This is a genomic window from Staphylococcus sp. SB1-57 (genome assembly GCF_017086425.1).
Taxonomy (GTDB): domain Bacteria; phylum Bacillota; class Bacilli; order Staphylococcales; family Staphylococcaceae; genus Staphylococcus; species Staphylococcus warneri_A.
This window is the reverse complement of sequence record NZ_CP070964.1, coordinates 21,545-45,516: the sequence shown is the minus strand read 5'-3', so window position 1 is coordinate 45,516 and position 23,972 is coordinate 21,545. Positions and strand designations below refer to the sequence as shown.

The window sequence follows — 23,972 nt, the reverse complement described above, 5'->3', positions numbered from 1 at the left end:
CTTTTAATGCTCTCTCAATTAATCATGACTTCTTATATTTTTGAACATTAATAGCTTCGTTTTTATCTATAATTTTATTTAAATTCGGCTCATAAATCTCATGATTATAGTTCTCTTTAGCAAACTTTTTCATATTATTTACAAATTTTTCAATACTTTGATCTAATTTTATTTTTGAAAATGCAATCGCATTTTTATCAAATGCTTCATCTTCGTATCTTTGATTATATATCTTATATGCAACTTTAAATTTGTTAAACTGACGCTCAAAAGGTTCGTAATAACTAAGTAATTCTTGAATAGCAGTATTTGAACGATCTATATGATGACTCATCATAGTAATCAAATCCTGTATCTGATAATCTAATGACTTAAAATCTTGTTCAATATCCGTGTAAATTTCAATTGTATTTTCTTTACTATAATTTGCATTTTTAAAGTTCAACTCATTATTTCTTACTTTAGCAGCTTTATATGTAATGATGTCTATCATACTGACTAAATCATTATGATATTCTTCATCCTTTTCTTTCTTTTGATTTTTAAATTGAAGAAAAATTGCTGAAAAAGTACCGATTAAAGATAAAATACCACCTATTATTGCTGCGATAAATTCCGCCATATTAACACCCCTATTTTATATTATTTATAAATTTCTAACCTATAGTTTAATTGAAATTTACAATGTATATCGCACGTCTCTTTTTGCTTATTTGAATGTATTTATATCCAATTTGTAGATATAACAATATAGCGAGTGTCAAATTCTATAATTTATATATAAAAGATATAATACTATATGATTACAGTAATAATCAAAAATAAATTTAATATTACTCCTGAAAAATAATCAATCTGTTCCTTTTCATCTCATTTTTATAAACTATGAATAGTCAACTTCACTTTGTATATCTCCCCCCTTTGTGGTAATATCATTATGCGTAAAAATGCGAGATACTAATAAAGAAGAAGGTTTAAATATATTATGAAGGAAAATTTTTGGAGTGAATTGCCAGGGCCATTTTTTATTTTGGCACCTATGGAGGACGTGACGGATATTGTCTTTCGTCATGTGGTTAGTGAAGCTGCGAGACCTGATGTGTTTTTCACTGAATTTACGAATACTGCAAGCTTTTGTCACCCTGAAGGTATTCACAGTGTGCGTGGTCGCCTAACGTTTAGTGAAGATGAACAACCTATGGTAGCACATATTTGGGGCGATCAACCTGAACAGTTCCGTGAAATGAGTATTGGTTTAGCGGAGATGGGATTTAAAGGTATTGATTTAAATATGGGCTGTCCTGTTGCAAATGTTGCTCAAAAAGGTAAAGGATCTGGCCTTATTCTTAGACCTGAAGTGGCCGCTGAAATTATTCAAGCAACGAAAGCGGGAGGTCTACCGGTAAGTGTTAAAACACGTCTTGGTTTCTATGAAATAGATGAATGGCGTGATTGGTTAAAACATGTCTTCGAACAAGACATCGCGAACTTATCGATCCATCTACGTACACGTAAAGAAATGAGTAAAGTTGATGCGCATTGGGAATTAATTGAAGCGATTAAACAATTACGTGATGAGATAGCACCTAATACTTTATTAACAATTAATGGCGATATTCCAGATAGACAAACTGGACTTGAACTAGCTGAAAAATATGGCATTGATGGTGTGATGATTGGCAGAGGCATATTCCACAATCCATTTGCCTTTGAAAAAGAACCACGTGAACATACTAGCGAAGAACTACTAGGTCTATTACGATTACATCTATCATTATTCCAAAAATATGACAAAGATGAAGACCGACAATTCAAAAGTTTACGTAGATTCTTTAAAATTTACGTACGTGGCATTAAAGGTGCGAGCCAACTACGACATCAATTAATGAATACACAATCCATCGCTGAAGCACGCGAATTACTAGATGAATTCGAAGCACAAAGAGAGAAACAAATAGAATCATAATCATTTTCAACACATAACAATCCCCTGTTAATCATTTAGTTAACAGGGGATTATTGTATATTTTTTAAACACAACAATTTTACCTTTATACATATCACCTATATTTTTAATAAAACTACCTTCTTCATAATCATCTTTATACGAATTATCAAGTGTTTCTATTGATGTCTAATTATTTCACGCAAGTTAATAAGGATTTGAGTTTTCATCAGAATAGTCATATCAAAACTAATTCTATATATTTAAGCATACTTTTCAATCTGAAAAATTAAATTAATCTAAATTTATCTAGCAAAACCATTGTTTTTATAAATACATCTTTTCTATATTAATTTTTAAAATTTATATAGAAAAGCGTAGCAAAATATATTAATATAAATTTAAACTAATTATTGAATGGGGATGATTATGTGAAGAAAGTTTTCGCAAGTTTAGGGGTTATTTTATTAGTTGTAATATTGGGCGTTGCTGTTGTATTTGCATATGGGAGTTACAAAGATTTAGAACTTAAAAAAGAAGAAGCTAAGCTAGAGGATGAGAAGAATAAGAAAATCGATAAAAATAAAACTACAGAAAATGAAAATCAAAACCAAGTATCAACAGAAAACATACAACAAGATAATGTCACAAATGAAGTAAATAATGAAAAAGCGAAACAACTTGAAAAAGCTTTTAATATTAGCAGTGAAGAAGCACGAATATTAGCAAATGAAATAGATGCAGCAGATACAAATGGGGATAGGATTATTACAACACAAGAAATGACACCTACCTTACAAAAATTTTCAGAAGCAGGGAAATTCCAACCAGCTGCGGGAGGTGCAACTCCCCCTAGTGATAGTGAAGGTAAGGGACAATCAAAATATACAGCAGAAGATGCTAAAAACATGTCTGATGATGAATTTTTAGCTGCATATAAAGAAGGAATGAGCGAAAAAGAAGCTGCAGCTGGTGATAGCAAAGCTAAAGGTTCTGGAGATTATATCAACTATTTGAGAGGACAAGTAGAAGCACGTGCCAATGGCCAAGGCGGCACTTATTAAACTTAAGGTGACTAAACTATGAAAAATTATTAAGTATAATTACAATGATTGCAATCGTTGGTATATTAGCATCTGTTGTTTTTTTTTGGTTACAACAAATATCAAGAAGTAGAATTTGAAAAAAATAAATTACAGGCTAAGCAAAAAGAAAATATTGGAAGTAACTCTCGAAGTATTAGTGAAACCTCTAATAATGAGAATCAATCAAATGAAAGTCCAAGTAATAGTCAAGAAAAAACGCAAACTACAGCCCACGAAACTGCAAAGAATCAACAAAAAGTAACTAGAGATAACGTTTTTGATTATGCTATTGCAGCTATAAATAAAGTGAGGAATGCAGATTTATTAAAATTTCAAGAACCTGAATACAATGGTTCATAATGGACAATTAACGCTAATAATAAATCCGGTGCAGGAGCTAATACTATCGTAGTTAAAGATGATGGAACGGTTCAAATTTGGAATGACCCTAAAACAGCTATAGACTATGAAACTAAAATCCAATTATAATCAAAAAACCAAGATTTACATTAACACTTACGAGTGAAATGAATCTTGGTTTAATTTTTGCGGATCTATAGAAATTTTCGACACTGTAAAGTAAAAGAAAATAATTATCATAATAAGATCAATAAAAGAAAATATAGAAATATTAGATATAGAATAGCAGCAACTAGATAAAATTATACAAAAACATCTCAAATTAAATAAGGTATCCAATGATTAAAAAGCATAAAATCATAAATAGTGTCTTATTTTATTGATGCAGAATAGTAAAACCCAAATTTTAATTGAGCGTCAACTAAAGATCCTTTCGCATAATAACCATTTTTTTCCTTTCCTACACACCCAATTAATGGATTTGAAAGTAAATTTAACATATTATCTACTTCTTCTTTAGTTAAATCTTCATCATTAAACTCATCTATGCTTTTTATAAGCATATAAATTTCACGTATAGTTAATATACCCTTTGTAAATTCGTCATCACTATTTTCTATTAAAGTTTGTATAATCGATTTAAATAGTACATTATATCTACGCATTCTATTATATGTACTATCCAAAACGCTTATATCTACTTCTCCTACTTGATTAAATAATTTTTTATATTCAATTGCTTGTAAAGGGTATACTTGATGCCTTTTCACTAATAATTCAAGATTATCTATATCCAATAATAAAACTTGATTGTTTTCAGCAAATCTTTTTAATCTTCCATTAAATTTTTTGCCAACTATTACTATAAAATCTGCATCATGCTTCTTTTTTATGTTCTTTAAGCGCATCAAAATTCACTAAGTTTTCAGTAATTTTACCTTCCTTATTTGTCTTTGCCTCGATAGCTACCTTATACGTATAATCTGGAACTGTTCTAGCAGTTAATAAAATATCTGTAGTGCCTGATTGCGCTAACAATTTAGTTTTAAAACCTAGTTCAATAAATGTTTTTTCTAATAATTTTTCGAAATCGTGTGGACTAGAAGAATTAGTTGAAGCTAAGCGAACTTCTTTTAATAAATTTTGATAACTCTCTTCATTATTTTTTAATAACCCAATTTCTTTAGTTGAAGAGTTATTAATACTCATTTTACCTTTTAATACTGATAATAATAACTGCCCACGATTTGATAATTTTAACTTTTTACCTTTATCATTCAAAATCAATTTAGCATTTTTTAAATGGGCTAGTCTTTCTCTAATTCTATCAAGTCTTTCAGAATTCATATTAAACTCAGTTACACCTCTAGCAATTAATTCTTTAGGCTCTTGAGGAGACTCTTCTAACACGAAAAGTATTTCAAAAATATACTTATATTCTTTGTTTATAAAAAATAATAGATATAAATCTGGACGGTCAGAATTTAAAAGTTTAATACCATATTCTGAAGTTTCGTAAACTTTTTCTCCAATTCTATCTATAATTTTTAAATTAGTTAGAAATGTTAAAAAACTATTCACAGATGATTCCTTGCACTTGAACTTATCATTAATATAATTACTTAATGACTCTGTATCTTTAGCATTTAAAGTAAATTCTATTATGTTTAATATCAGTTCAGTTGCTTTTGCTCTACCTCCTGGAATATAACCTAATCCATCTTTTCTATCAATGTTGTTGACGTTCCAACCTAACTCCTCAATCCATTCTGGTAATTTAATTAATTTTTCATTTGCAGTTATATCTTGAATATATTCAGATATATTAAAAGATTTCAAAGGTGGATATTTTTCTATAAAATTTCTTCCCTCTTGGTTAATAACATATAACTTTTTATAACTCATTGAATTAATTAAGCCTAAATCATTTAACCACGCTAGTCGCTCATGAATCTGTCCGTTTTGTTTCCAAGACATATTATAATTTTCATTTGCATAGTTTAAGACTTCTTTTGTAGTTTTAGGTTCTTTTATAAAAAACAATAACTCAGATATATATTTCACATGTAATTGCAAAAATTCAGCTAAATTTTCTCTAAAACTTTCTTCTTCAAAATTTATTAAACTCTCAGTGAGGTAATACTTATTTTCATTATCTTTTTTTATAAATTGATATCTTAATAGTATTTCTATGTAATGTTTTAGTGTATGTTCTGTTTCACTACCTTCAATTTTTACAACAGTTTCTAGTTCTGTGTTAGTAATTATTTTATGAAAAATAGTCTTTATTGTATCTACATACCCAAATTTAGATTGTGATCTAGGTAAACGTGGTAATGCGTTAAATTTATGTTTCCATTGGTCAATTTGGTTCATTTTTTTATCTCCTAAATGTGTATTAATTTATTGTCTATCTATTATTTTACATTAAAATTATATATAAAACCGCATCACTTATGATACGCTTCTGCATGTCGGACGATAATGAGTTTTTCAATACAATATTATTTTGTCAATATTTCTTATAATTTAGATATTTATATAAAAATATCCTTCATAATCTAAATATATTAGGACGTAACATCCTCTCTAGGTTAAACAAAATTTTGAAGAAACATGGTACGAAATGTTAAAAGATTTTAATAGTAAAAAACAACAAATTCAATAAGGACAACAATCCTATTCAATTCGAATACTGTGATTGTTGTCCTTCTAACAGTTTTATGCTTTTTAGTGAACTTTTTCTATCTTTATTTCTTTTCAGATAACTAGTGTAATATATCGCTCATTTTTATATTCTTTAATATACTGATAGTATAGTTAATTTTTTCTATTGAAATTTATAGGACTTACTCTTTATATATTATTATAACATTGCCTTACAGTTAACCAGTAATCATTTAGAACTATTTTCGAAAATACTTTAAGTTAAATACAAAATTTTCAAATAAAAATTATTAAAATGGGATATTTTGAATTTCAGAAAGTATATATTTTGATAAATCAAATGTTAAATTTCCATCTTCATTGTCAAGAAACTCGCCATTCCATCTATGAGGTAGTCCTCTCTCAACTATTAGTTCTAATCCTCCATTTGCGTATTCATCTATTATGTTTTTGACTTTCATTTTATTATTTAAATTTACAATTTTATCAATATTATAATTTATTTCACTATCAGTAAAGACCATATTAAGTAATAATGCTTCTTCTTTATATGATAAGTAACTAGTTCTTGTTTCTTTACCTTTACTTGAAACTTGAACACGTTTTGAATTTTTAAATCCTAATGTTGCAGCCAGTATATATAAGTGTTTAATTTCTATTTTATTTTTGGCTTCTTTTTTGTTAAAAGTATCAAAAACATCATTATACTTACTGTCAGTAAAAAATATCATTTGATTATCTTTTAATATACCCATTTATAATCCTCCTCTAGTAGACATTGTCTCATTTAAATCTACAGATTCAATTTCAGAATGATGTACGTCTACTTGGTTTATTCTATACCATCTGCCTAAGCGAATTGTGGATTTAAATACTTTTTCTTCACTTGGAGTTAATTCAGTATCAGTAACAAGTAGTATCCACTGTGCCGTTAGGTTCGGTATTTTTTCAATTAAATTATCTCTGTTCATTCCGCTCAAGCGGTTAAAAGGAGAGTCCATAAACAGCGGGTAGTCAATTTTATCAACAGAACCTTCTCTAACTGCTAATTTAGCTAATGCAGTTATAAAAGAAAGAGAAAGTATCTGTCTCTGTCCTTGTGAAATATCTTGAGTAATTTTATATCCATTATTATTAAGAGCAACAATTTGAAAATTTGCATCTATTTCAACGTTACTAATAACATCGATATCTTTTTTATCAATTAATTTTTTGAAAATTTCAGAAGTATACCTACCTAGTAAGATTCTTACATCCTCACTAAATGTTTTTGAAATATCTTTTAATTCATGTTCCAGAGTTACCAATATTTGTAACTGTGATTGATCAAATACATTTCTACTTTTCTTTTTCATAAGTTCTTGATATTGTTTTTCAAGTTTTTCTTTTTCTACATCTAATTCTTCAAGTTTATTTTCTTTAAGCGCAATTTCTCTAATGATGTTTTCTTTTTTTGTTTCCTCTTGTTCTATCATGCTTTGAATATCTGCTAAATCCACAGAATTTTTCGCTGAGTTAGCAATATCATCTTTTAAATCCCTAATAACATCTACTTCTTTTGAAATTTGGTTACTCAAGTTTTTATAACTCTTTAAATTGTTATTAAAATCTTGTTCACTTTTTTTATGATCATCTAGACAATCTTGAGCTTCTTTCAATAAATTTCTAGCTAGTTCATAAGACTCAGAGTGTTTATATGTTTCTAGTAAAGACTCTATGTATTTCTTATTTTGTTCATGTTCTTTTAAATCGTTGTCACACACGATACATTTATCATTTAGCAATGATAAATTTAATATTTCTTTAGGTATACTTACTTTATTATCGCCTAGAAAATTATCAAAATAATTTTTATTTTCATCTAGAAAACCTTCTACTAATAAAGACGGTCCTGACTCAAATAAACTACGACTTAGTTGTGCCTTATTATTTTCTAATTGAGTTTGTAATATTTCAATTTGCTCTTCTTTTTCTTTGATTCTATCTTTAATTTCAACAATATGCTTATTTTTTTCTAATGTTAATGAATGCTTTGCGATCATTTCATCCATCACTTGTTTATCTTCATCTAGTTTAACTAACAAACCTTTGATTTCTTCTGACTCTAAATCGATATCACTCATTTTTTTTGATATTTGGTTTGCATTACCATCTTTCATACTTTCAGATAAGCGATGACGAACAACTTTGCTAATATCCTTCACAAATGTTTTAGCTGTTTCAATTTTATCTAATTGTAGTAAACTAAATATTGCACTTCTAACTTCTTTTCTCACGTTAGAATCTGCTTTTGCTATTGTGTCTATTTTTTCAGCGTCAAATAAAAAGAAATCTTTAATATCTTCATTAATTATTTTATTTATTTTTATATTGATTTCTTGTTTATCCGTTAAAGCATTAGGTTTAACGTTCCCTGTTTTTGCATCAATTTCAAGAAGACTGACATCACCTTCTTGTTCTTGAATTAAATTTGAAGACCATTTTGTAGCTTTCATTACTCTTTTGATTTCATAAACATTATTTTCATGCTCAAATTTTAAGGTAACAGAAGACTGAGATGTACCCGCAGCATCATCGATAACCTTAAAGTTCGTCAAATGTATAGTTTCATTAGCTGTATCTTGAGAAATTTTCTTTGAACCAAATAAAACAAACATAATAGCTCTATATATACCTGTCTTTCCTTTACCATTTTCCCCAAATAAAATAGTAGTGTTTTGCTTATCTTGATATGCAAATTCAATAGACTGCTTACCATAGTATTGTCTAAAATTTTCTAAATCCATTTTAATAAGTTTCATATCATTGTTCACCTCTTTCTTTAATAAATTCGCTTAATTGTTTTTTGAACTTATCTTTTGCTAATGTTTCTTCTGTACTTGTATTCGCACTTGCTAAGTCGTTAAGTAATGGTCTTAATAATATTTCATACTCCTCGTCCAAATTTGATAATCTTTTACTTAATTCATTATTTAATGCTGTCATTATCAAACAACTCCTTCATTTCTTTATATACATCCCATGGCTTTTTATACATCAGGGGAGTTAGATTATAATCTTCTAATATTTTACTCATCTCTATTTTATTCTGTGTTGTATTTATAGCACTATCATTAAATTCAGAAAATCTAGGTAATTCTTTTATTGCAATTTTATAAAAATCATCATAAGTTAACCCAATTGGCAATACAATATAATCATGTATTACCGCAAAAGTTTTTCCTTTATATTTTCTAAGAATTCGTCCCCTTCTTTATACAAATTCTCTCGGGTTAGATGTACTTGCTAAAAAATATGCTGTTTTAGTTGCAGGCACATCTACGCCCTCATCCAAACATTTAATAGCAACTAAAACTTGTATTTGTTCTTGTTCAAACATAGTTAGCAACTTTTCTCTATCCTTGTTTTTAACATCAGAATTAAATTTAGAAACTTTTACACCTAAGTCTGAAATTGATTTGACAATCATATCTATATCTCCAGGAGCACAATAAACCAGTGTATGAGATATTTTTGTAAGATCCTCAGTTTTAAAATCTTGCAAGAAAACATTTATCTTATTATTAGCTTTATTTATTAAATTAGATCTTTTTCTATATAAAGATTCTAATTTTTCTCTCGCATCAACCTCATCTTTATCTTTTTTATTCAAATTATTAATAATTAGTTGTGTAATTTTATTATATTCCACCATTTCTGATTCATTAAATTCGACAAGGTGCGGATAATAATCATATTTTGTTAATTTTTCATTAATAATAGCTTGATCTAAAGTATATTCATAGACTACTTCACCGACTGATTTTTTCATATAAGTAGTTCCTGCTTCATCCCACCAACGGTCTGGTGTTGCTGATAAACCTAGTCGAGCATTGAATTTCTCAAATGGGAAATCTTTAAATCCTTTAAAAGTGATGTAGTGACATTCGTCTGTAATTAGCATTGCTGGTTTATTCAATTTTCTAAATAAATTTTTAAAATATGAGGAAGTTGCAGTTTTATAAGTCGTCACAACTACAAATTGATCAACAAGCCCCAAATTATATTCTTGAACCATTTCTCTCACTCTGTTTATCCATGAAGATTGAGATCCCATACATCTAACTACCTCTGTTCCTAAAATAAAATCAATATCTTTTATCCATTGGTTCACTAAATGTTGAAATGGTACAACAATAACAGTCACACAGTTTTTCACTTTTTCATTATAATCTTTTGCAGCTAATAGACTGGTTATGGTTTTACCTGTTCCCGTAGCCATTTCTAATATCCCTTTGTATCCCGCTTTCTTCCAGCTATTGATTGCTTCTTTTTGATATTTTCTAGGTTCAATTCTTCTTTCATTTTCTTCTAACCCCTTATCTTTTAAGGCAGGCGGTGGTACTAAAGATTTGTATTCAATCATTTTTTTTCTTATAGTTTCTGGCAAATTTATTACTTTTAATTCATTAGTTTCATTTGACCATAATTTTTCAAAATCCATTATTGCGTTATCAATTCTATGTTTATCTTGTTTATTTGAATAGACATCTATTTTTTCAAAATTTTGACTTAATCCATTATATGTTTCATTAGCGGAACCTGAAAATGCAATTGAATTATTATTTTGATCAGTAAAAATCCCAAATTTTTCGTGATATATTGAGCCATTAGTAGTAAATGCAATTTTAATATCTAATTGTCCTCGATAAATTAGCCAAGATAAAACATTAAGTGTGTCATCTTCAATTGATTTATAACTTAATTCAATTTCTTTTAATAAACGTCTTTCGATTACACTCTCTCTTGCAGCATAACCTTTTTCAATAGCCTCAATATCTTCTTGAGATAATTTAGGATTAGCTACAATTCTAATTTGACCATCATTATGTAAAAATATATCTAAACCCTCGGCTAATAATTTCAAACTTTCACTCGTAAAATACCCTGAAGCTCTATCATATTTAATTGCATTATTTAAACAAGGTTTATAAAAATGTTCAAATAAATTATCATGACTTGACCTATATTGTAATTTGAACTCTAAACTATCGAACATTTATTCACCTCTTTCATTTAAGTAAAAAAAACCAAGATTATCAAAAGTAAAATAATCACTTTCTTTAAGTGTAAAATATATTTGATCTGAGTTTTGATGAACTAATCCATAACTTTTTAAAAATAATAATAAATTTTCTTCATTATATATATATCTTTAAAATCTTCTTTAATAATTTTATATACAAATTCAGCATAAGAATTAAATTTTTTTACTGTGATAATTGGTAATTCATAGGTTGATCCATAATAAGCATCAAGTAAATGATAACCATTCGCTTTTGCGACGTTAGCTATGATTTCAGGAGTAACCATAAGTGAATCATTAAGTTCTATATCTATATCTTGAAGTTGTAACTTACTGATGTATATTTTATCTTCGAATTTGAGTTTAAGTATTTCTAATATTTTCCTTTCAACATTTAATGGAAAATCAAATTTTTCAAGATTAAGAAAAAAGTCATTATTATATGGAACAATTTTATTTGTTTCTATTAATATATCTTTAGCTTTGTAATACCGCTGTTCAGAATATCCTTTTTCAAAAATAAAATCACGTAATTTTTTAAAAGTAGTGAACTTAGGTAGTTTAAATACTATAATGTCTTCGATATTTCTATATTCGGAATACTTACTATATAAGAATTGGGAATGACCATGCATAAACATGAACTTAGATTTTATAAATTGCGCAAAACTATGAAGATCATTAATATTATATTTATTTATCAATACAGATAACTTATCATCAAAAGCTACTGTCGTATACAAGTCAGCAGTAATTATATATCCTTTTTCTATTTCATTGTTCACTAAATTATGTAGTGCTTGATATTGTATTTCTTCCTCAATTCCACTAATTTGAATAATTTCTTGGTTACCATTTATTATGACATCATCGAGCCTAGGAATCATTTGTTCTAATTTGATCTTCTTCCATTTTAGATCTTTTATTACTTCTTCAATTTTTGCAGGTGAATTTTCTCTTAGATAATCGTTTAAAATATCTTCTGCAGTTAAATTATTAGAATCTTTTGCATAAACATAAAGTGTGTTTTGATGACCAACCTTAAAGTCTTCAGAGTAAAAATTTTTGATTATAGAATACAAATGTGAATAAGAATAAACATTGTTGTCTTGCATTAATTTTGGATTATTCTTATAAATTAATCTAGGATCTGCATATTTACCTTGGTTAAGTTCTTCATTTACAAGTTGTTTGATTGCAACCAAAAACTCACCATCGATATCTTCAAAATCTTCATATTTATAAGCATTTCTATCTATTAAAATAACATTTTTAGCATCAGCTACTCTTGAGAATAGCGCTCTGGGATTAGAATTAATTTCCTTATCAAATAAAGTCTCGATTTGATATTTCAAAGTTTTATACCCTTCATCATTATTAATAAATATTTTATCTTTGTTCGAATACATAATGTACTCTAATGCAGCTACTATTGATATATTAGATTGAACAAATTTATTATTAACTAATTTATAATTAAATTCATTCAACCATTTTGTAGCGAATTCCATGTTTTCTTCATGTAAATATTCTAATTCACTCAAAGGTATTACCACACTGCCATTTGAAATATGCCATTCTATTTCATTCCTCATATTTTTATATAATTTATGTGAAATCAATAGCATATATTCATTTTTTACTAGATATATCGAGTTTCCTTCTAATAAAATAGCAATTATAAAGCAATATTCTAATTCTATATTTAAGTATTTTATAATTTGTGAAATTTGAATAATAGATTTATTTCTGAATTTAAATAAAACAAAATTTATCATTTTGTTCAATTCGCTAGAATCTTTCAGATTACGTTTAGCTTTTGATTCTATTTGTCTTACTCTTTCTCTTGTAACATTAATTTCTTTAGCTATTTCTGCTAAAGTTTTACCTTTATGTCTATTTCTAAGTACTTTAAATTCTCTTTCAGATAACGATTTTAAAATCTCATTCTTAATTTTTGTTAAATCAGGTAATGTCTCCATAAAATCTAAAAATATTTTGATAATAGCTTTATCATAAAGTTCTATTCCTAACTCGTTTACCAATCTTCTTTCATTTAAAAATATATTTGATAACTCATAAAAATTTATAATATCAGAAATAGGAATATCCTTAATATATATATAATTGACATGATTTTTTAATTCTGCCAACTTATGATTAAGATTAAATAAATAATGTTCGTTTGATACATTATAATTTTCAAAAATATCCCATATTACAGTTTGTCCATATACATAAGGTCTTTTCGATAATAAATTATCTTCACTAAAATATGTATCCATAAACTTCAAATAGCTCTTATTATAATAACTTAATAGTCCATCTAATTCTTTATTATGAAAATTATATTTTATACTACTACAATTTTTTGCTAATTTTTTTCAACGCAGTATTTGTATAGTTTTTCCCATGTTTTCTTTCTAGTACCTTTTGCATTTTTATATTCTACTAATGCCTCATCAATCTCATTAATGGTATAGTCTTTTCTATTACAATATTTAATAAAGTGAGAAAATAATTGATAAGGAACATAATTAGATATATCAAGTTCGTTATATACCCTTTTTTCAATAACTTCCTCTTGCTTATAAAATAATTCAAACCCGTATTCTTTTAATTTCGAGATAAATAACTCTTTTCGCTCGGGCATTATAAATTTATCAAAACCATTAACTGGCACATAATTAAAAAATTTATCTGAATCTATTTTTAAATCAGTCACTATTTGTGTTAACCCAAAAAGTTCGAAAGGAAAAGATTTGTATCTATCTTTATTATCATTAATTTTAATATAAGGATATACGCTGTATTCTATACCTTTAAAAAAATTATTTTGTAATTCTTTCTTAAACCCGATACCTCTAATATGTAATTCTTTACGAAATTGATTAAACATATTTTTGTCTTGTTTATATAGGTCTCTCATATTTTCTATTACATTATCGTTGAAGTACCTAGACATATAGAAACTATGTTTTTTAACTTCATCCAAATCAAAATAATCAGGAAAATAAAATATAATCTACACTCCCCTTTTAAAAACCTATTTATATTTTATATAATGTTTTAAATCATATAATTTAAACTATAAATTTATAGTAATACACTGTGTAATATATTTCTACATATATTAATGTGAAACTTTCATTTTATGTAATGAATGAAAAAACCTTATCACTTATGATACGCTTCGCCCCGCATTATCTTAAATGCTCGATATACTTGTTCTATCAACACGACGCGCATCATTTGGTGTGGGAAGGTCATCTTGCTGAATGATAGGGCGTAATTGCTGCGTTGTAAGACGTCTTGATGTAGGCCGTTGGATCCGCCTATCACAAATACAAAGTCGCTTTGGCCTTGTGTCATGCGTTGGTTGAGTTCTTTAGCGAGGTCTTCTGATGACAACATTTTACCTTCAATTTCTAAGGTAATCACAGTTGCTTGTGGTTTGATTTTAGCTAATAGACGTTGGCCTTCTTTTTCTTTAATTTGTTCAATTTCTTTGTCACTCATATTTTCTGGTGCTTTTTCATCTGGCACTTCTATCATTTCAATTTTGGTATATGCACCTAATCGCTTTTCATATTCAGCGATTGCTTGTTTCCAGTATTTTTCTTTAAGTTTTCCAACTGACAGAATTGTAATTTTCATAATATCCTCCGAGATGTACTTGTTAGAGTTATCCACAAGTTATCAACTTGTTAACACTATTCCCTCTTATTGTATCAGTTTCCCCTCGTATTTTTTATAAATTTTTATGATTTATGCACAAAACATGTGGAATAACCTGTTATTTTGTGGATAAGTATGTGTACAATGTGGGTATTTCTGTGTGTATTGTACACAGTTGTGGGTAACTATGAACAATTCAGTGGATAACTTCCCGATAGTCTTAATTATTTTTATCAAGTTATCCCCTATAAATATGACTTTTAAGACTTACTTCTACCACTTTTCCACAGAAATAGTATAAAAAAAAGAGCGAGACTTTCCGTCTCACTCCCGTCTAAAATGTCATTATAAAGTATAAATAGGTGTTGCTTGTGCTTTATCCGTATCACATAGTAATACTTCCTTTTCAGTATCTATATCATGCTGGTTTAACACTTGTCCTACACTCATACGCGCTAAATCTTTCATATTATTATCTTGAGATAAATGTGATAGATAGATACGTTTGGTATTACCGGTAATCACATCTGTCATTGCTAAACCTGCATCTTCATTAGATACGTGCCCCATATCTCCTAAAATACGTTGTTTCGTCTTCCAAGGGTAACGACACATACGTAACATATCCACATCATGATTACTCTCAAAGATAAAGGCATCACTACCACGAATCATACCTTTCATTCTATCTGACACGTAACCTGTATCAGTTAAAATCGTAAATTTCTTATGATCATTATGGAAAATATAAAATTGTGGATCTATCGCATCATGTGATACGTTAAATGACTCAATATCAAACCCAGCAATTGATTGCGTTTCATACGGATTAAAAATAAATTTCTGATCCATTGGAATACGGCTATCTTTCTTCTCAATTGCTTGCCATGTCTTTTCATTCGCATATATAGGCAAGTTATATTTACGTGCTAAGACTCCTAGACCTTTAATATGATCAATATGTTCATGAGTCACTAATATACCGTTTAAATCTTTAATATTTCGGTCGATTTGGCCAAAGAGTTCTTCCATCTTCTTACCCGTTAGGCCTACATCGACAAGGATACTTCCTTTTTCATTTTCAACAAATGTGGCATTACCAGTACTACCACTTGCTAATACACTCATGCGTATCAAGCGGCTCATCCTTTCTAATTGAAGCACTCATCCCTCTTAGTGACGTAAGAGTGCCTTCCGTATCATTTTTCTATTATTCTTTTAGTTAGTAATTAACTTTTTGAGCCGGAGACATAAACAAATGTTTCAGGCTATCATTTTGTATTGTCAGTAGTTGACTGAATTGAATTATACCTGTATCAAGTTTTTCAATTCTAGTCAACCTTGCCGGGGTGAGACAACGAAATAAATTTTAATAAAATGTTATTTCTGTCCCACTCCCTCCCGTTCTTAAAATAGCTTATATTATACTATACCAATTCTTATATTAATCTGCCAATACTCCGTTTTTTAAACTACTGGTATATTGCTAAATTAAAGTTTTCAGCTAGATTATTTATTTAATTTCACACTAGTTCAAAATACAAGTAAACATATAAAAACTGTCTACAAATTACGAAACTTTGTAGACAGTTAAACTTATATATTAATAAGAAGTATTTATGGCGAAGACTCCTGAGGGAACAGTACTAGTTAAAGATCTTAAAAATCTTCACAGATTTATCTGTGCAGTATTTCTCGCTGAAACTGTACCCTAAGAATGCGAAGTCATACAATACGAAGTATTACTTTTGAGGGTTCCAAGCTAGGATATCAATATATTTCAAGTTACATTCAAAATTAGGCAGTAGTTGACTGTAAAGTCATTCTTTTTCTTATAGAAATTAGAATGACTTACACATGCGTATTGACTCATGTGTTCAAATTAAGCTTTAGAGGTATACATGAACTAAAGTTCATGCATAAAACCGTCTAAGTAATAAATTACAAAGACGGTCTAATGTATCAAGCTTTTTTCTTTTCTAGTCAACCTTACCGGAGCAAGACTAATCATAATAATTCTATAATTGACGGCTTTCGAAAAGCAGAGTTATCGGCAGAAGTACTCACAGCTCGACAAAATTTGAAAAACAATTTTGCTCGCCGTTTCGATTCTGCTCAAACTCTAAACGCTTTTCTACAGACCTTTTACTTGTCTATTACTTTTGGATTAGTGCTTGTGGCTTCGACGTAATAGGTTTGTGTGCTGTCTTTGCCGTTGTGTTTGACTTTGATTTCCCAGTTAGGTTGTAGTAGTTGCACGTTTGTTTCTTTAACGACTGAATAGTAGCCTAAACGTGCGTCTATCACTTCATCATGACGTTTGAGGTAACGGTTGTAATATAAAGCTTCTATAGCCTTTCTCGGGCCTATGACTTGGTTTTTACTACTGTTTGATCCTTTAGTGTTGTCCATCATTGTCTGTTTGTAGCTTGTTGCTTTGCCATTATCTATATTGAAGCTAAGTCTAGCTCTACTATTATTCATAATCGGATAACCTTGATAGGTTTGCTCGAAAGTCATTGTATCTGAACCAAGTTTACTCAATTGATAATATTTACCTTTATAAACATTGTCTTTCATGTAATTCTTAATATCTTTAAGGTTTTTATCACTGACGTTAACGGTACTACCGATATCGCCATCAAGTAACTTTCCTGATTCCGATGCGCTCAAGCTTGAACGTTCTTTGGCATAACTTGAGAAATCTTTAGATTCTGCTGTGATTTGTTGCATCTGCGTATCTTTCACATCTTTGTTCAAGACGTCTTCAGGGACTTTAATTTCTTCTTGTTGGAAGTTTACGCGATTATCGCTTTCCGCTTCATTAATTTGTGATTTATTTACTTTATCAATATAAATCACGACGAGGAAGATGTTTACAAGAATAAATACGAAAATGAATAAGGTCTTGGTCAATTTCCAGTTCATTTATTCTAGCCCCCCATCTTTATACGCATACCACTTACCGTCATATTCGACATACCAACGAGGTGTAAACTCACTATTGCGTTGCACTTCGATATCATCATTGTTAGGTCGATCATCCATATCATAACCTACCGCGATGTTAGTCACACGCTCGAAGTCGATATTACTATTGTTAGCAAGTCCTGAACGAACAGATTCAGCACTTTCAAGTGACTTTTTATCACCACTATTCAAAATTACATCAGTTCTTAGTAATGAGCGTCGATAATCAAAGACGCCTTTTTCACCCCAAGTGACTTGAATCTCATTTAAATCTTGTTTATTAAACGTAGGGTAACCGTTTAAGAAGCGTTGATATGTTAATTCACCACTCATATTATCTGTACTAAACAGACGGTAGTCTTCGCCTAAGAAACCACCGTGAGCATTGAGGAATTCGAATGTCCCACCAATAGTATCTTCCATGTTGGTTGAACTCTTCTCATCTTCTGATAAGTTTCTATAATGGTATTTCTCACTCTTATCATTGTAATTGGCTACACCTTTATTATTGTTGTAAGTTGTCACACCACTTTGTGCACTTCTCACAATCGTTGAATCATTGAATAATACGGAATTCATTTTTTCAACGTTAATAATATTGAATACCATACGATATGTCTTAATATCTTTTGGCTTTTTAGGTGCAAAAATGTGTGTGGCTTTATCAATTGTTTCTTTATTAGTAATGATTTCAGTATATTTCTCCATATCTGGTTTCAGATTAGTTAATGATTGATTAACATCTTGACCTTTAACGGATGTCTTCATTTTAACGACTTGATGTCTATCTTTACTAATTGCATATAATACGACACGTCCTTCGTGGTCTTGATCTATTAGTAGTCGATTAAAGTTAAAATGACGCGGTGTTTTTGCATCAATATCTAAAACTTGGCTTAAATATGTTGATAACGGTAGATCATACGTAAAATCAAGAACGATAAAATTATCACTCAGTTCTGGAATAATTAAATTGTGATTTCGTTTTAAATGTTGTACTGAAACAATATCTTTATCTTTTAAAGGACTAATTATTTTTGAAATAGCATGTCCTGTTGCGGGCATACCTTCTGTTTTCTCACCATTAGAATGAATAATTTGAAACGGTGTGATGGTACTATCCATTTTAGCCGTTCCCGGTTTACTAATGGGTTTAGTGTTGTCCCTCTTATTCTCCGGTGTACTATCTGCATTAGATAAATCAGGCGAGAAATTCCAAACCATATAAGTTAAGACGATACTCATTAGCACGAGTAAGACGAGGATAATCGTTTTGATGTGTTCTTTACTATTCATCCCAATCACCGTCTTCAATGATTTCGCATGGTAGTGTTATGAAGATAGATGTACCTTGGCCTTCCACACTATTGGCCCAAATACGACCGTTATGTGCTTCAACAATTTCTTTTGAGATGGCTAGTCCAAGACCTGTACCACCCATTTTACGTGTACGTGCTTTATCGACACGGTAGAATCTATCGAAAATTTTATCTACTTTATTAATAGGGATACCGATACCATTATCTTTAATACGAATTGTCATTCTATTGTAAAGTGCATTTTGTTTCACGTGGAACTCGACGCGTTTATCACCACGAGAATACTTCATTGCATTAGTAATGACGTTATCAAATACTTGCGTCATCTTATCAGGGTCTATTTCAGCGAAAATCGTTTGTTGTGGAATTTCACGGACAAATGTTGTGTCTTTAGCAGCCATTTCATGTCGGTTAATAATCTTATTAATAAACATGTTAAAGTCGACAATTTCTTTGGTAATTTGATCTGATTCATTATCCATTTTAGATAATTGAAGTAAGTCGTTAACAAGTCGAATCATACGTTCTGTTTCTTCACGTGTTACGGATAAGAATTGTGGTGCTAAGTTATCATCTTTCCAAGCGCCTTCTTCAAGCGCCTCAATATAACTGTTCATAGAAGTTAATGGTGTACGTAATTCGTGTGATACGTTAGCTACGAATTCACGACGTTCACGTTCTACTTGTTGTTGTTCTGTTACATCATGTAATACGGCAATGTAACCTGTCACAAAGCCTGTTTCTTGAACAATCGTACTGAAGTTTACACGCGCAATGATGCCTTCTTCTTCATTAATATCTAATAAGAAGCTGTCATTATTTTCTTGAATTTCATCTAATGAAAATTCTTCTTCTAAATTCAATACACTTAGCATGTAATAACCGATAAGGTCTTCTTTAGCCATGCCTAGCATTTTAAGTGCCATATCGTTGGCAATACGGACACGTCCACGTCTATCTGTCGCTAAGATACCATCACTCATATGTGTGATAACAGAGTCTAAACGACGTTTCTCACTTTCAGTATTCGCTTGTGCTTCTTGTACCCTCTTGGATAAATTATTGAATGCAAGTGCGAGTTCACCGATTTCGTCATTACCATAGATTTTAACACGTTGCGTATAGTTACCTTTAGACATCTCGACCGTCTGGTTACGCATGTCGGTAATAGGTTTGGTAATGGTTCGCGCAATGAAGAACCCGAGTATCACAGTAATAAATAATGAAATAGCAGTACCTACGATAAAGATTTGGTTAATATTGTTAAGTTGGTTATATACATCATTGATTTTCGATTCTATGTAAATATTACCTATCGTTTGTTTATCAACTTTAACTGGTATGTTATAAACCCAAACCCGTTCCTTACCATTACCATAGTCTTTTAACACCATATGGTTGTTACTTTGACCAAGTGATAATGCCTTTTGAACAGAACTATCGTTGGCTTTTTGATTGATTAAATCGCGGTTAGACTGCTTAGTTGTTGCCATAATAATTTGGTCTTTGTCTATAAAGCGGATTTCACCAATTTCTTGACGGTTGGCATACTCGCTCAAAAGATTTTGTATGTCCTTTTGAGCGTTGACCGAACCTTTTTCGTTATATACTTTTTCAATGCTTACATCTAATTGTTTCGCATATTGTGTAATGTTCTTTTTAAAATTATCGAGTAATTCCTTTTCCAAACTATTAGTAAAATAGAGACCAATAATTTGCATACCAATAATAATCAGTAAGACATAGACAATGACCAGTTTCGTGTGAAGGGATTGGAGTTGTTTTAGCCACTTCATTCAACTAAACCTCTAATCATGTTGTTGGAGAAAGTATCCAACGCCTCTACGTGTCACGATATATTCTGGGTGTGATGGATCGTCTTCGATTTTTTCACGCAAACGGCGAATCGTTACGTCTACAGTACGTACATCTCCAAAATAATCATAGCCCCACACAGTTTGTAGTAAATGTTCACGTGTCATTACTTGGCCCATATGTTTAGAAAGATAATGGAATAATTCAAATTCACGGTGTGTTAACTCAATGTCATCACCACGTTTTTTAATTGAATATGCATCTGGATAAATGACGATATCTTTAATAGAAATTTCATTTGTTGCGTCATTAACTTCTTGCGCTGGTTGAGAATAATGACGACGTAAGTTTGCTTTTACACGTGCAATTAATTCGCGTGTACTAAATGGTTTCGTCACATAGTCATCTGCACCTAATTCTAATCCTAAAACTTTATCAATTTCAGAATCTTTCGCAGTTAACATGATGATAGGCATTTCGAATTTTTTACGTACTTCACGACAGACTTCCATGCCGTCTCTACCAGGTAACATAATGTCTAATAATACGATGTCTGGTTCTTCCTCATAAATTAAATCTACAGCGTCGTTACCATCGTACGCACAAAATACATCGTATCCTTCTTTTTTAAGATTAAATTCTAAAATATCAGCAATTGGTTTTTCATCGTCGACTACCACAACTTTTCTAGCCATATATATAAACCTCATTTCTCAAAGTATAATTCTACCGTTCGACTTATCTTAATTCGTATCGATTGAGACCTTTCACGAGGCTCAAACGCATGTGCTTTTTTAACACAGTTACTACTATCTAATTTACCATTTATGAACGGTTAATTCTATTTTTGTATAAAAAATTATAGAATAATATTATATATAAGTTTACCACCAAAATTCTATATCACAAAATAAGTTGAATGCTTTCAGTAAGCTGAGAATTCAAAAGATATTAAATTCATAATTTTGTAATATTAAAATTTAGTATAAAACCGATTAATTCAATGTTTTTCATTTGCTTCTAACGATAATTAGGGAAATGTTAAGTTTCGATTGCCAAATGTCATCGACTTGTAAAATGAGGAATAATCATTAAATAAAGTAGCATTACTTTCGTTGATAATAAAAAGGCATAAAAAATGCCTACCCTCTTGGGTAGGCAATACGGTCTCGACGGGAATCGAACCCGCGATCTCCTGCGTGACAGGCAGGCGTGTTAACCGCTACACTACGAGACCTAAAAAATTGGTGACTCCTACGGGACTCGAACCCGTGTTACCGCCGTGAAAGGGCGGTGTCTTAACCGCTTGACCAAGGAGCCGTTCTTAAGCACAAGATAGATTATAGCACAGCCAATATTTGAATGACAAGATATTTTTTACATAATTTTAACATTATTTGTAATTAGGACTGAGACAGTAATCATAAAGCACCATTGATGCGTTATTTTGTAGTATATTCAAGCATTTTTCCCATAAAAAAACCGTTAAATGATTGTTACATCATTTAACGGCTATCGGTATTAATTACCATAATTTTTCTAATAAGTTTGTTTGTTCACGATCTGGACCTACTGAGAAGATTGAAATGCGTACGCCACATAATTCAGAAATACGTTCTAAATATTTGCGTGCATTTTCAGGAAGTTCTTCTAAAGTGCGGCAACCTGTAATATCTTCCGTCCAACCTGGTAATTCTTCGAAGATTGGTTTACAACGTTGTAATTGATCTAAGTTAGCTGGGTATTCAGTAATTTCTTTACCATCTAATTCATACGCTGTACAGATTTTAACTGTATCTAAACCTGTTAACACATCAATTGAGTTGATTGATAAGTCTGTAATACCACTTACACGGCGTGAATGACGTAATACTACTGAGTCGAACCAACCTACACGACGAGGACGACCAGTTGTTGTGCCGTATTCACGACCAACTTCTCTAATGTGATGACCATCTTCATCAAATAATTCTGTAGGGAATGGACCATCACCAACACGAGATGTATAAGCTTTACATACACCAATGACTTTAGATACGTATGTTGGACCTACACCAGTACCTACTGTAACGTTACCTGCTACTGGGTTACTTGAAGTGACGAATGGATATGTACCGTGATCGATGTCTAACATCACACCTTGGGCACCTTCGAATAGTACTTTTTCATCTGCAACAATTGCGTCGTCTAAGATTTTAGGTGTATCTGTAACAAATTCTCTTAAACGTTGACCTGCAGCATAATATTCTTCAAATATATCATCGAAGCTTGGACATGTTTCATTAAACATACCTTTGAAATATGCATTTTTATGTTCAATATTTTGTTTTAATAGTCTTTCGAATGTTTCTTTTTCGACTAAGTCTCCCATACGGATACCAATTCGTTGTGCTTTATCTACGTATGCTGGGCCGATACCTTTTTTAGTTGTACCGATTTTATTATCACCGCGAAGACGCTCTTCATACTCGTCTTGTGCAATATGATAAGGTAAAATCACTTGAGCACGGTTAGAAATACGTAAGTTATCTGTTGAAATACCACGTTCATTTAAACCGTCTAATTCTTTAAGTAATGCAACTGGATCAACTACCACACCATTACCAATAACTGCTAATTTGTCTTTATAGAAGATACCTGATGGTACTAAATGTAATTTATATGTTTCTCCACCAAATTGGATGGTATGTCCTGCATTATTACCACCTGAAAAACGTGCAATCACGTCTGCTTGTTCTGCTAAGAAATCTGTAATTTTACCTTTACCTTCGTCTCCCCATTGTGTCCCAACTACTACGATTGATGACATAAGAGCACCTCCAAATTTTTCTCATTTAACCATGAAGTATTTTACCAATATAGATACTATAATGCAAATAAAAATCGAACATTGATTTCGTACAATCAAATTCATCTATTTTTCTTTATAATGAAAGTTAAAAAGTACATAAAAGCTATCATGACGGTATTTAACATATTTATTCAAAAATTCAAGACACATACTTAGTGATTTTTAAATACCTTTATACAAAACAAAAACCGTACAATAAAACTGTAAAGTTATTTAT

General features: G+C 30.2%; 19 protein-coding genes and 2 tRNA genes. 3 read left to right on the top strand and 18 right to left on the bottom strand.

Translation table 11 applies throughout. The features are described from left to right. Positions 1–22 precede the first annotated feature (22 nt). On the bottom strand, positions 23–622 hold the full coding sequence (locus JX000_RS00180) for a type I secretion system protein (protein WP_107533203.1): 600 nt from the start codon (positions 620–622) through the stop codon (positions 23–25). Positions 623–985: 363 nt separating this feature from the next. Here JX000_RS00180 and JX000_RS00175 point away from each other — a divergent pair, with 363 nt between their 5' ends. The 3 genes from JX000_RS00175 (at position 986) to JX000_RS00165 (ending at position 3,390) form a co-directional block, all read left to right on the top strand. After that, entirely contained in the window at positions 986–1,966 is a 981-nt protein-coding gene (locus JX000_RS00175) for a tRNA dihydrouridine synthase (RefSeq protein ID WP_145506229.1), read from the top strand. Between the two features lie 410 nt (positions 1,967–2,376). Then, positions 2,377–3,009 (top strand): hypothetical protein, encoded by a 633-nt coding sequence (locus JX000_RS00170; protein WP_145506225.1) that lies wholly within the window; start codon positions 2,377–2,379, stop codon positions 3,007–3,009. Positions 3,010–3,084: 75 nt separating this feature from the next. After that, the gene (locus tag JX000_RS00165) at positions 3,085–3,390 is read left to right on the top strand and encodes a hypothetical protein (protein ID WP_241004989.1); all 306 of its coding nucleotides are present in this window, start codon (positions 3,085–3,087) and stop codon (positions 3,388–3,390) included. A 371-nt stretch (positions 3,391–3,761) separates the two neighbouring features. Here JX000_RS00165 and JX000_RS12080 read toward each other — a convergent pair whose 3' ends face one another. From JX000_RS12080 to JX000_RS00085, 17 genes are all read right to left on the bottom strand, one after another. Beyond that, entirely contained in the window at positions 3,762–4,298 is a 537-nt protein-coding gene (locus JX000_RS12080) for a hypothetical protein (protein ID WP_241004988.1), read from the bottom strand. After that, positions 4,267–5,766 carry a restriction endonuclease gene (locus JX000_RS00160; RefSeq protein WP_241004987.1) on the bottom strand — a complete coding sequence of 500 codons (1,500 nt, stop codon included), beginning with the start codon at positions 5,764–5,766 and terminating at the stop codon, positions 4,267–4,269. The genes JX000_RS12080 and JX000_RS00160 overlap by 32 nt, the downstream gene beginning before the upstream one ends. Positions 5,767–6,347: 581 nt before the next feature. Further along, positions 6,348–6,812, bottom strand: a complete 465-nt coding sequence (locus tag JX000_RS00155) for a hypothetical protein (RefSeq protein ID WP_107546872.1) — start codon at positions 6,810–6,812, stop codon at positions 6,348–6,350. Continuing rightward, the gene (locus JX000_RS00150; RefSeq protein WP_206140743.1) at positions 6,813–8,858 is read right to left on the bottom strand and encodes an AAA family ATPase; all 2,046 of its coding nucleotides are present in this window, start codon (positions 8,856–8,858) and stop codon (positions 6,813–6,815) included. Between the two features lies 1 nt (position 8,859). Further along, the gene (locus JX000_RS00145; protein WP_075777718.1) at positions 8,860–9,042 is read right to left on the bottom strand and encodes a hypothetical protein; all 183 of its coding nucleotides are present in this window, start codon (positions 9,040–9,042) and stop codon (positions 8,860–8,862) included. A gap of 268 nt (positions 9,043–9,310) precedes the next feature. Next, complete coding sequence (locus tag JX000_RS00140; RefSeq protein ID WP_206140742.1) at positions 9,311–11,095, bottom strand: DEAD/DEAH box helicase family protein; 1,785 nt, start codon at positions 11,093–11,095, stop codon at positions 9,311–9,313. A gap of 116 nt (positions 11,096–11,211) precedes the next feature. Continuing rightward, positions 11,212–13,407 (bottom strand): sigma factor-like helix-turn-helix DNA-binding protein, encoded by a 2,196-nt coding sequence (locus JX000_RS00135; protein ID WP_206140741.1) that lies wholly within the window; start codon positions 13,405–13,407, stop codon positions 11,212–11,214. An 89-nt stretch (positions 13,408–13,496) separates the two neighbouring features. Next, positions 13,497–14,117 (bottom strand): hypothetical protein, encoded by a 621-nt coding sequence (locus tag JX000_RS00130; RefSeq protein WP_145506210.1) that lies wholly within the window; start codon positions 14,115–14,117, stop codon positions 13,497–13,499. Between the two features lie 182 nt (positions 14,118–14,299). Continuing rightward, positions 14,300–14,779, bottom strand: coding sequence for a 23S rRNA (pseudouridine(1915)-N(3))-methyltransferase RlmH (gene rlmH, locus JX000_RS00125; RefSeq protein ID WP_145506207.1), 480 nt, complete (start codon positions 14,777–14,779; stop codon positions 14,300–14,302). A gap of 366 nt (positions 14,780–15,145) precedes the next feature. Beyond that, positions 15,146–15,946: an MBL fold metallo-hydrolase gene (locus JX000_RS00120; RefSeq protein WP_015364556.1), complete on the bottom strand. Its 801-nt coding sequence runs from the start codon at positions 15,944–15,946 to the stop codon at positions 15,146–15,148. A gap of 999 nt (positions 15,947–16,945) precedes the next feature. Further along, a complete protein-coding gene (locus JX000_RS00115; RefSeq protein WP_145506204.1) occupies positions 16,946–17,728 on the bottom strand; it encodes a two-component system regulatory protein YycI in 783 nt (260 codons plus the stop codon). Then, positions 17,729–19,066, bottom strand: coding sequence for a two-component system activity regulator YycH (gene yycH, locus JX000_RS00110; RefSeq protein ID WP_206140740.1), 1,338 nt, complete (start codon positions 19,064–19,066; stop codon positions 17,729–17,731). Further along, the gene (gene walK / locus JX000_RS00105) at positions 19,059–20,885 is read right to left on the bottom strand and encodes a cell wall metabolism sensor histidine kinase WalK (protein ID WP_002451566.1); all 1,827 of its coding nucleotides are present in this window, start codon (positions 20,883–20,885) and stop codon (positions 19,059–19,061) included. Before walK ends, yycH begins: the two co-directional genes overlap by 8 nt. 12 nt (positions 20,886–20,897) lie before the next feature. Continuing rightward, entirely contained in the window at positions 20,898–21,599 is a 702-nt protein-coding gene (gene yycF, locus JX000_RS00100; RefSeq protein ID WP_002451565.1) for a response regulator YycF, read from the bottom strand. Between the two features lie 469 nt (positions 21,600–22,068). Beyond that, a tRNA-Asp gene (locus tag JX000_RS00095) sits at positions 22,069–22,141 on the bottom strand. 8 nt (positions 22,142–22,149) lie between these two features. Further along, positions 22,150–22,224 (bottom strand) — tRNA-Glu (locus tag JX000_RS00090). Between the two features lie 205 nt (positions 22,225–22,429). After that, positions 22,430–23,713, bottom strand: a complete 1,284-nt coding sequence (locus JX000_RS00085; protein ID WP_002451564.1) for an adenylosuccinate synthase — start codon at positions 23,711–23,713, stop codon at positions 22,430–22,432. Between the last annotated feature and the right edge of the window lie 259 nt (positions 23,714–23,972).

What these genes read in the sequence shown, in the direction of transcription:
- JX000_RS00180 (WP_107533203.1), bottom strand. Translation starts at nt 622, where the DNA reads ATGGCGGAATTTATCGCAGCAATAATAGGTGGTATTTTATCTTTAATC.
- JX000_RS00175 (WP_145506229.1), top strand. Translation starts at nt 986, where the DNA reads ATGAAGGAAAATTTTTGGAGTGAATTGCCAGGGCCATTTTTTATTTTG.
- JX000_RS12080 (WP_241004988.1), bottom strand. Translation starts at nt 4,298, where the DNA reads ATGCGCTTAAAGAACATAAAAAAGAAGCATGATGCAGATTTTATAGTA.
- JX000_RS00160 (WP_241004987.1), bottom strand. Translation starts at nt 5,766, where the DNA reads ATGAACCAAATTGACCAATGGAAACATAAATTTAACGCATTACCACGT.
- JX000_RS00155 (WP_107546872.1), bottom strand. Translation starts at nt 6,812, where the DNA reads ATGGGTATATTAAAAGATAATCAAATGATATTTTTTACTGACAGTAAG.
- JX000_RS00150 (WP_206140743.1), bottom strand. Translation starts at nt 8,858, where the DNA reads ATGAAACTTATTAAAATGGATTTAGAAAATTTTAGACAATACTATGGT.
- JX000_RS00145 (WP_075777718.1), bottom strand. Translation starts at nt 9,042, where the DNA reads ATGACAGCATTAAATAATGAATTAAGTAAAAGATTATCAAATTTGGAC.
- JX000_RS00140 (WP_206140742.1), bottom strand. Translation starts at nt 11,095, where the DNA reads ATGTTCGATAGTTTAGAGTTCAAATTACAATATAGGTCAAGTCATGAT.
- JX000_RS00135 (WP_206140741.1), bottom strand. Translation starts at nt 13,407, where the DNA reads ATGGATACATATTTTAGTGAAGATAATTTATTATCGAAAAGACCTTAT.
- rlmH (WP_145506207.1), bottom strand. Translation starts at nt 14,779, where the DNA reads ATGAAAATTACAATTCTGTCAGTTGGAAAACTTAAAGAAAAATACTGG.
- JX000_RS00120 (WP_015364556.1), bottom strand. Translation starts at nt 15,946, where the DNA reads ATGAGCCGCTTGATACGCATGAGTGTATTAGCAAGTGGTAGTACTGGT.
- JX000_RS00115 (WP_145506204.1), bottom strand. Translation starts at nt 17,728, where the DNA reads ATGAACTGGAAATTGACCAAGACCTTATTCATTTTCGTATTTATTCTT.
- yycH (WP_206140740.1), bottom strand. Translation starts at nt 19,066, where the DNA reads ATGAATAGTAAAGAACACATCAAAACGATTATCCTCGTCTTACTCGTG.
- walK (WP_002451566.1), bottom strand. Translation starts at nt 20,885, where the DNA reads ATGAAGTGGCTAAAACAACTCCAATCCCTTCACACGAAACTGGTCATT.
- yycF (WP_002451565.1), bottom strand. Translation starts at nt 21,599, where the DNA reads ATGGCTAGAAAAGTTGTGGTAGTCGACGATGAAAAACCAATTGCTGAT.
- JX000_RS00085 (WP_002451564.1), bottom strand. Translation starts at nt 23,713, where the DNA reads ATGTCATCAATCGTAGTAGTTGGGACACAATGGGGAGACGAAGGTAAA.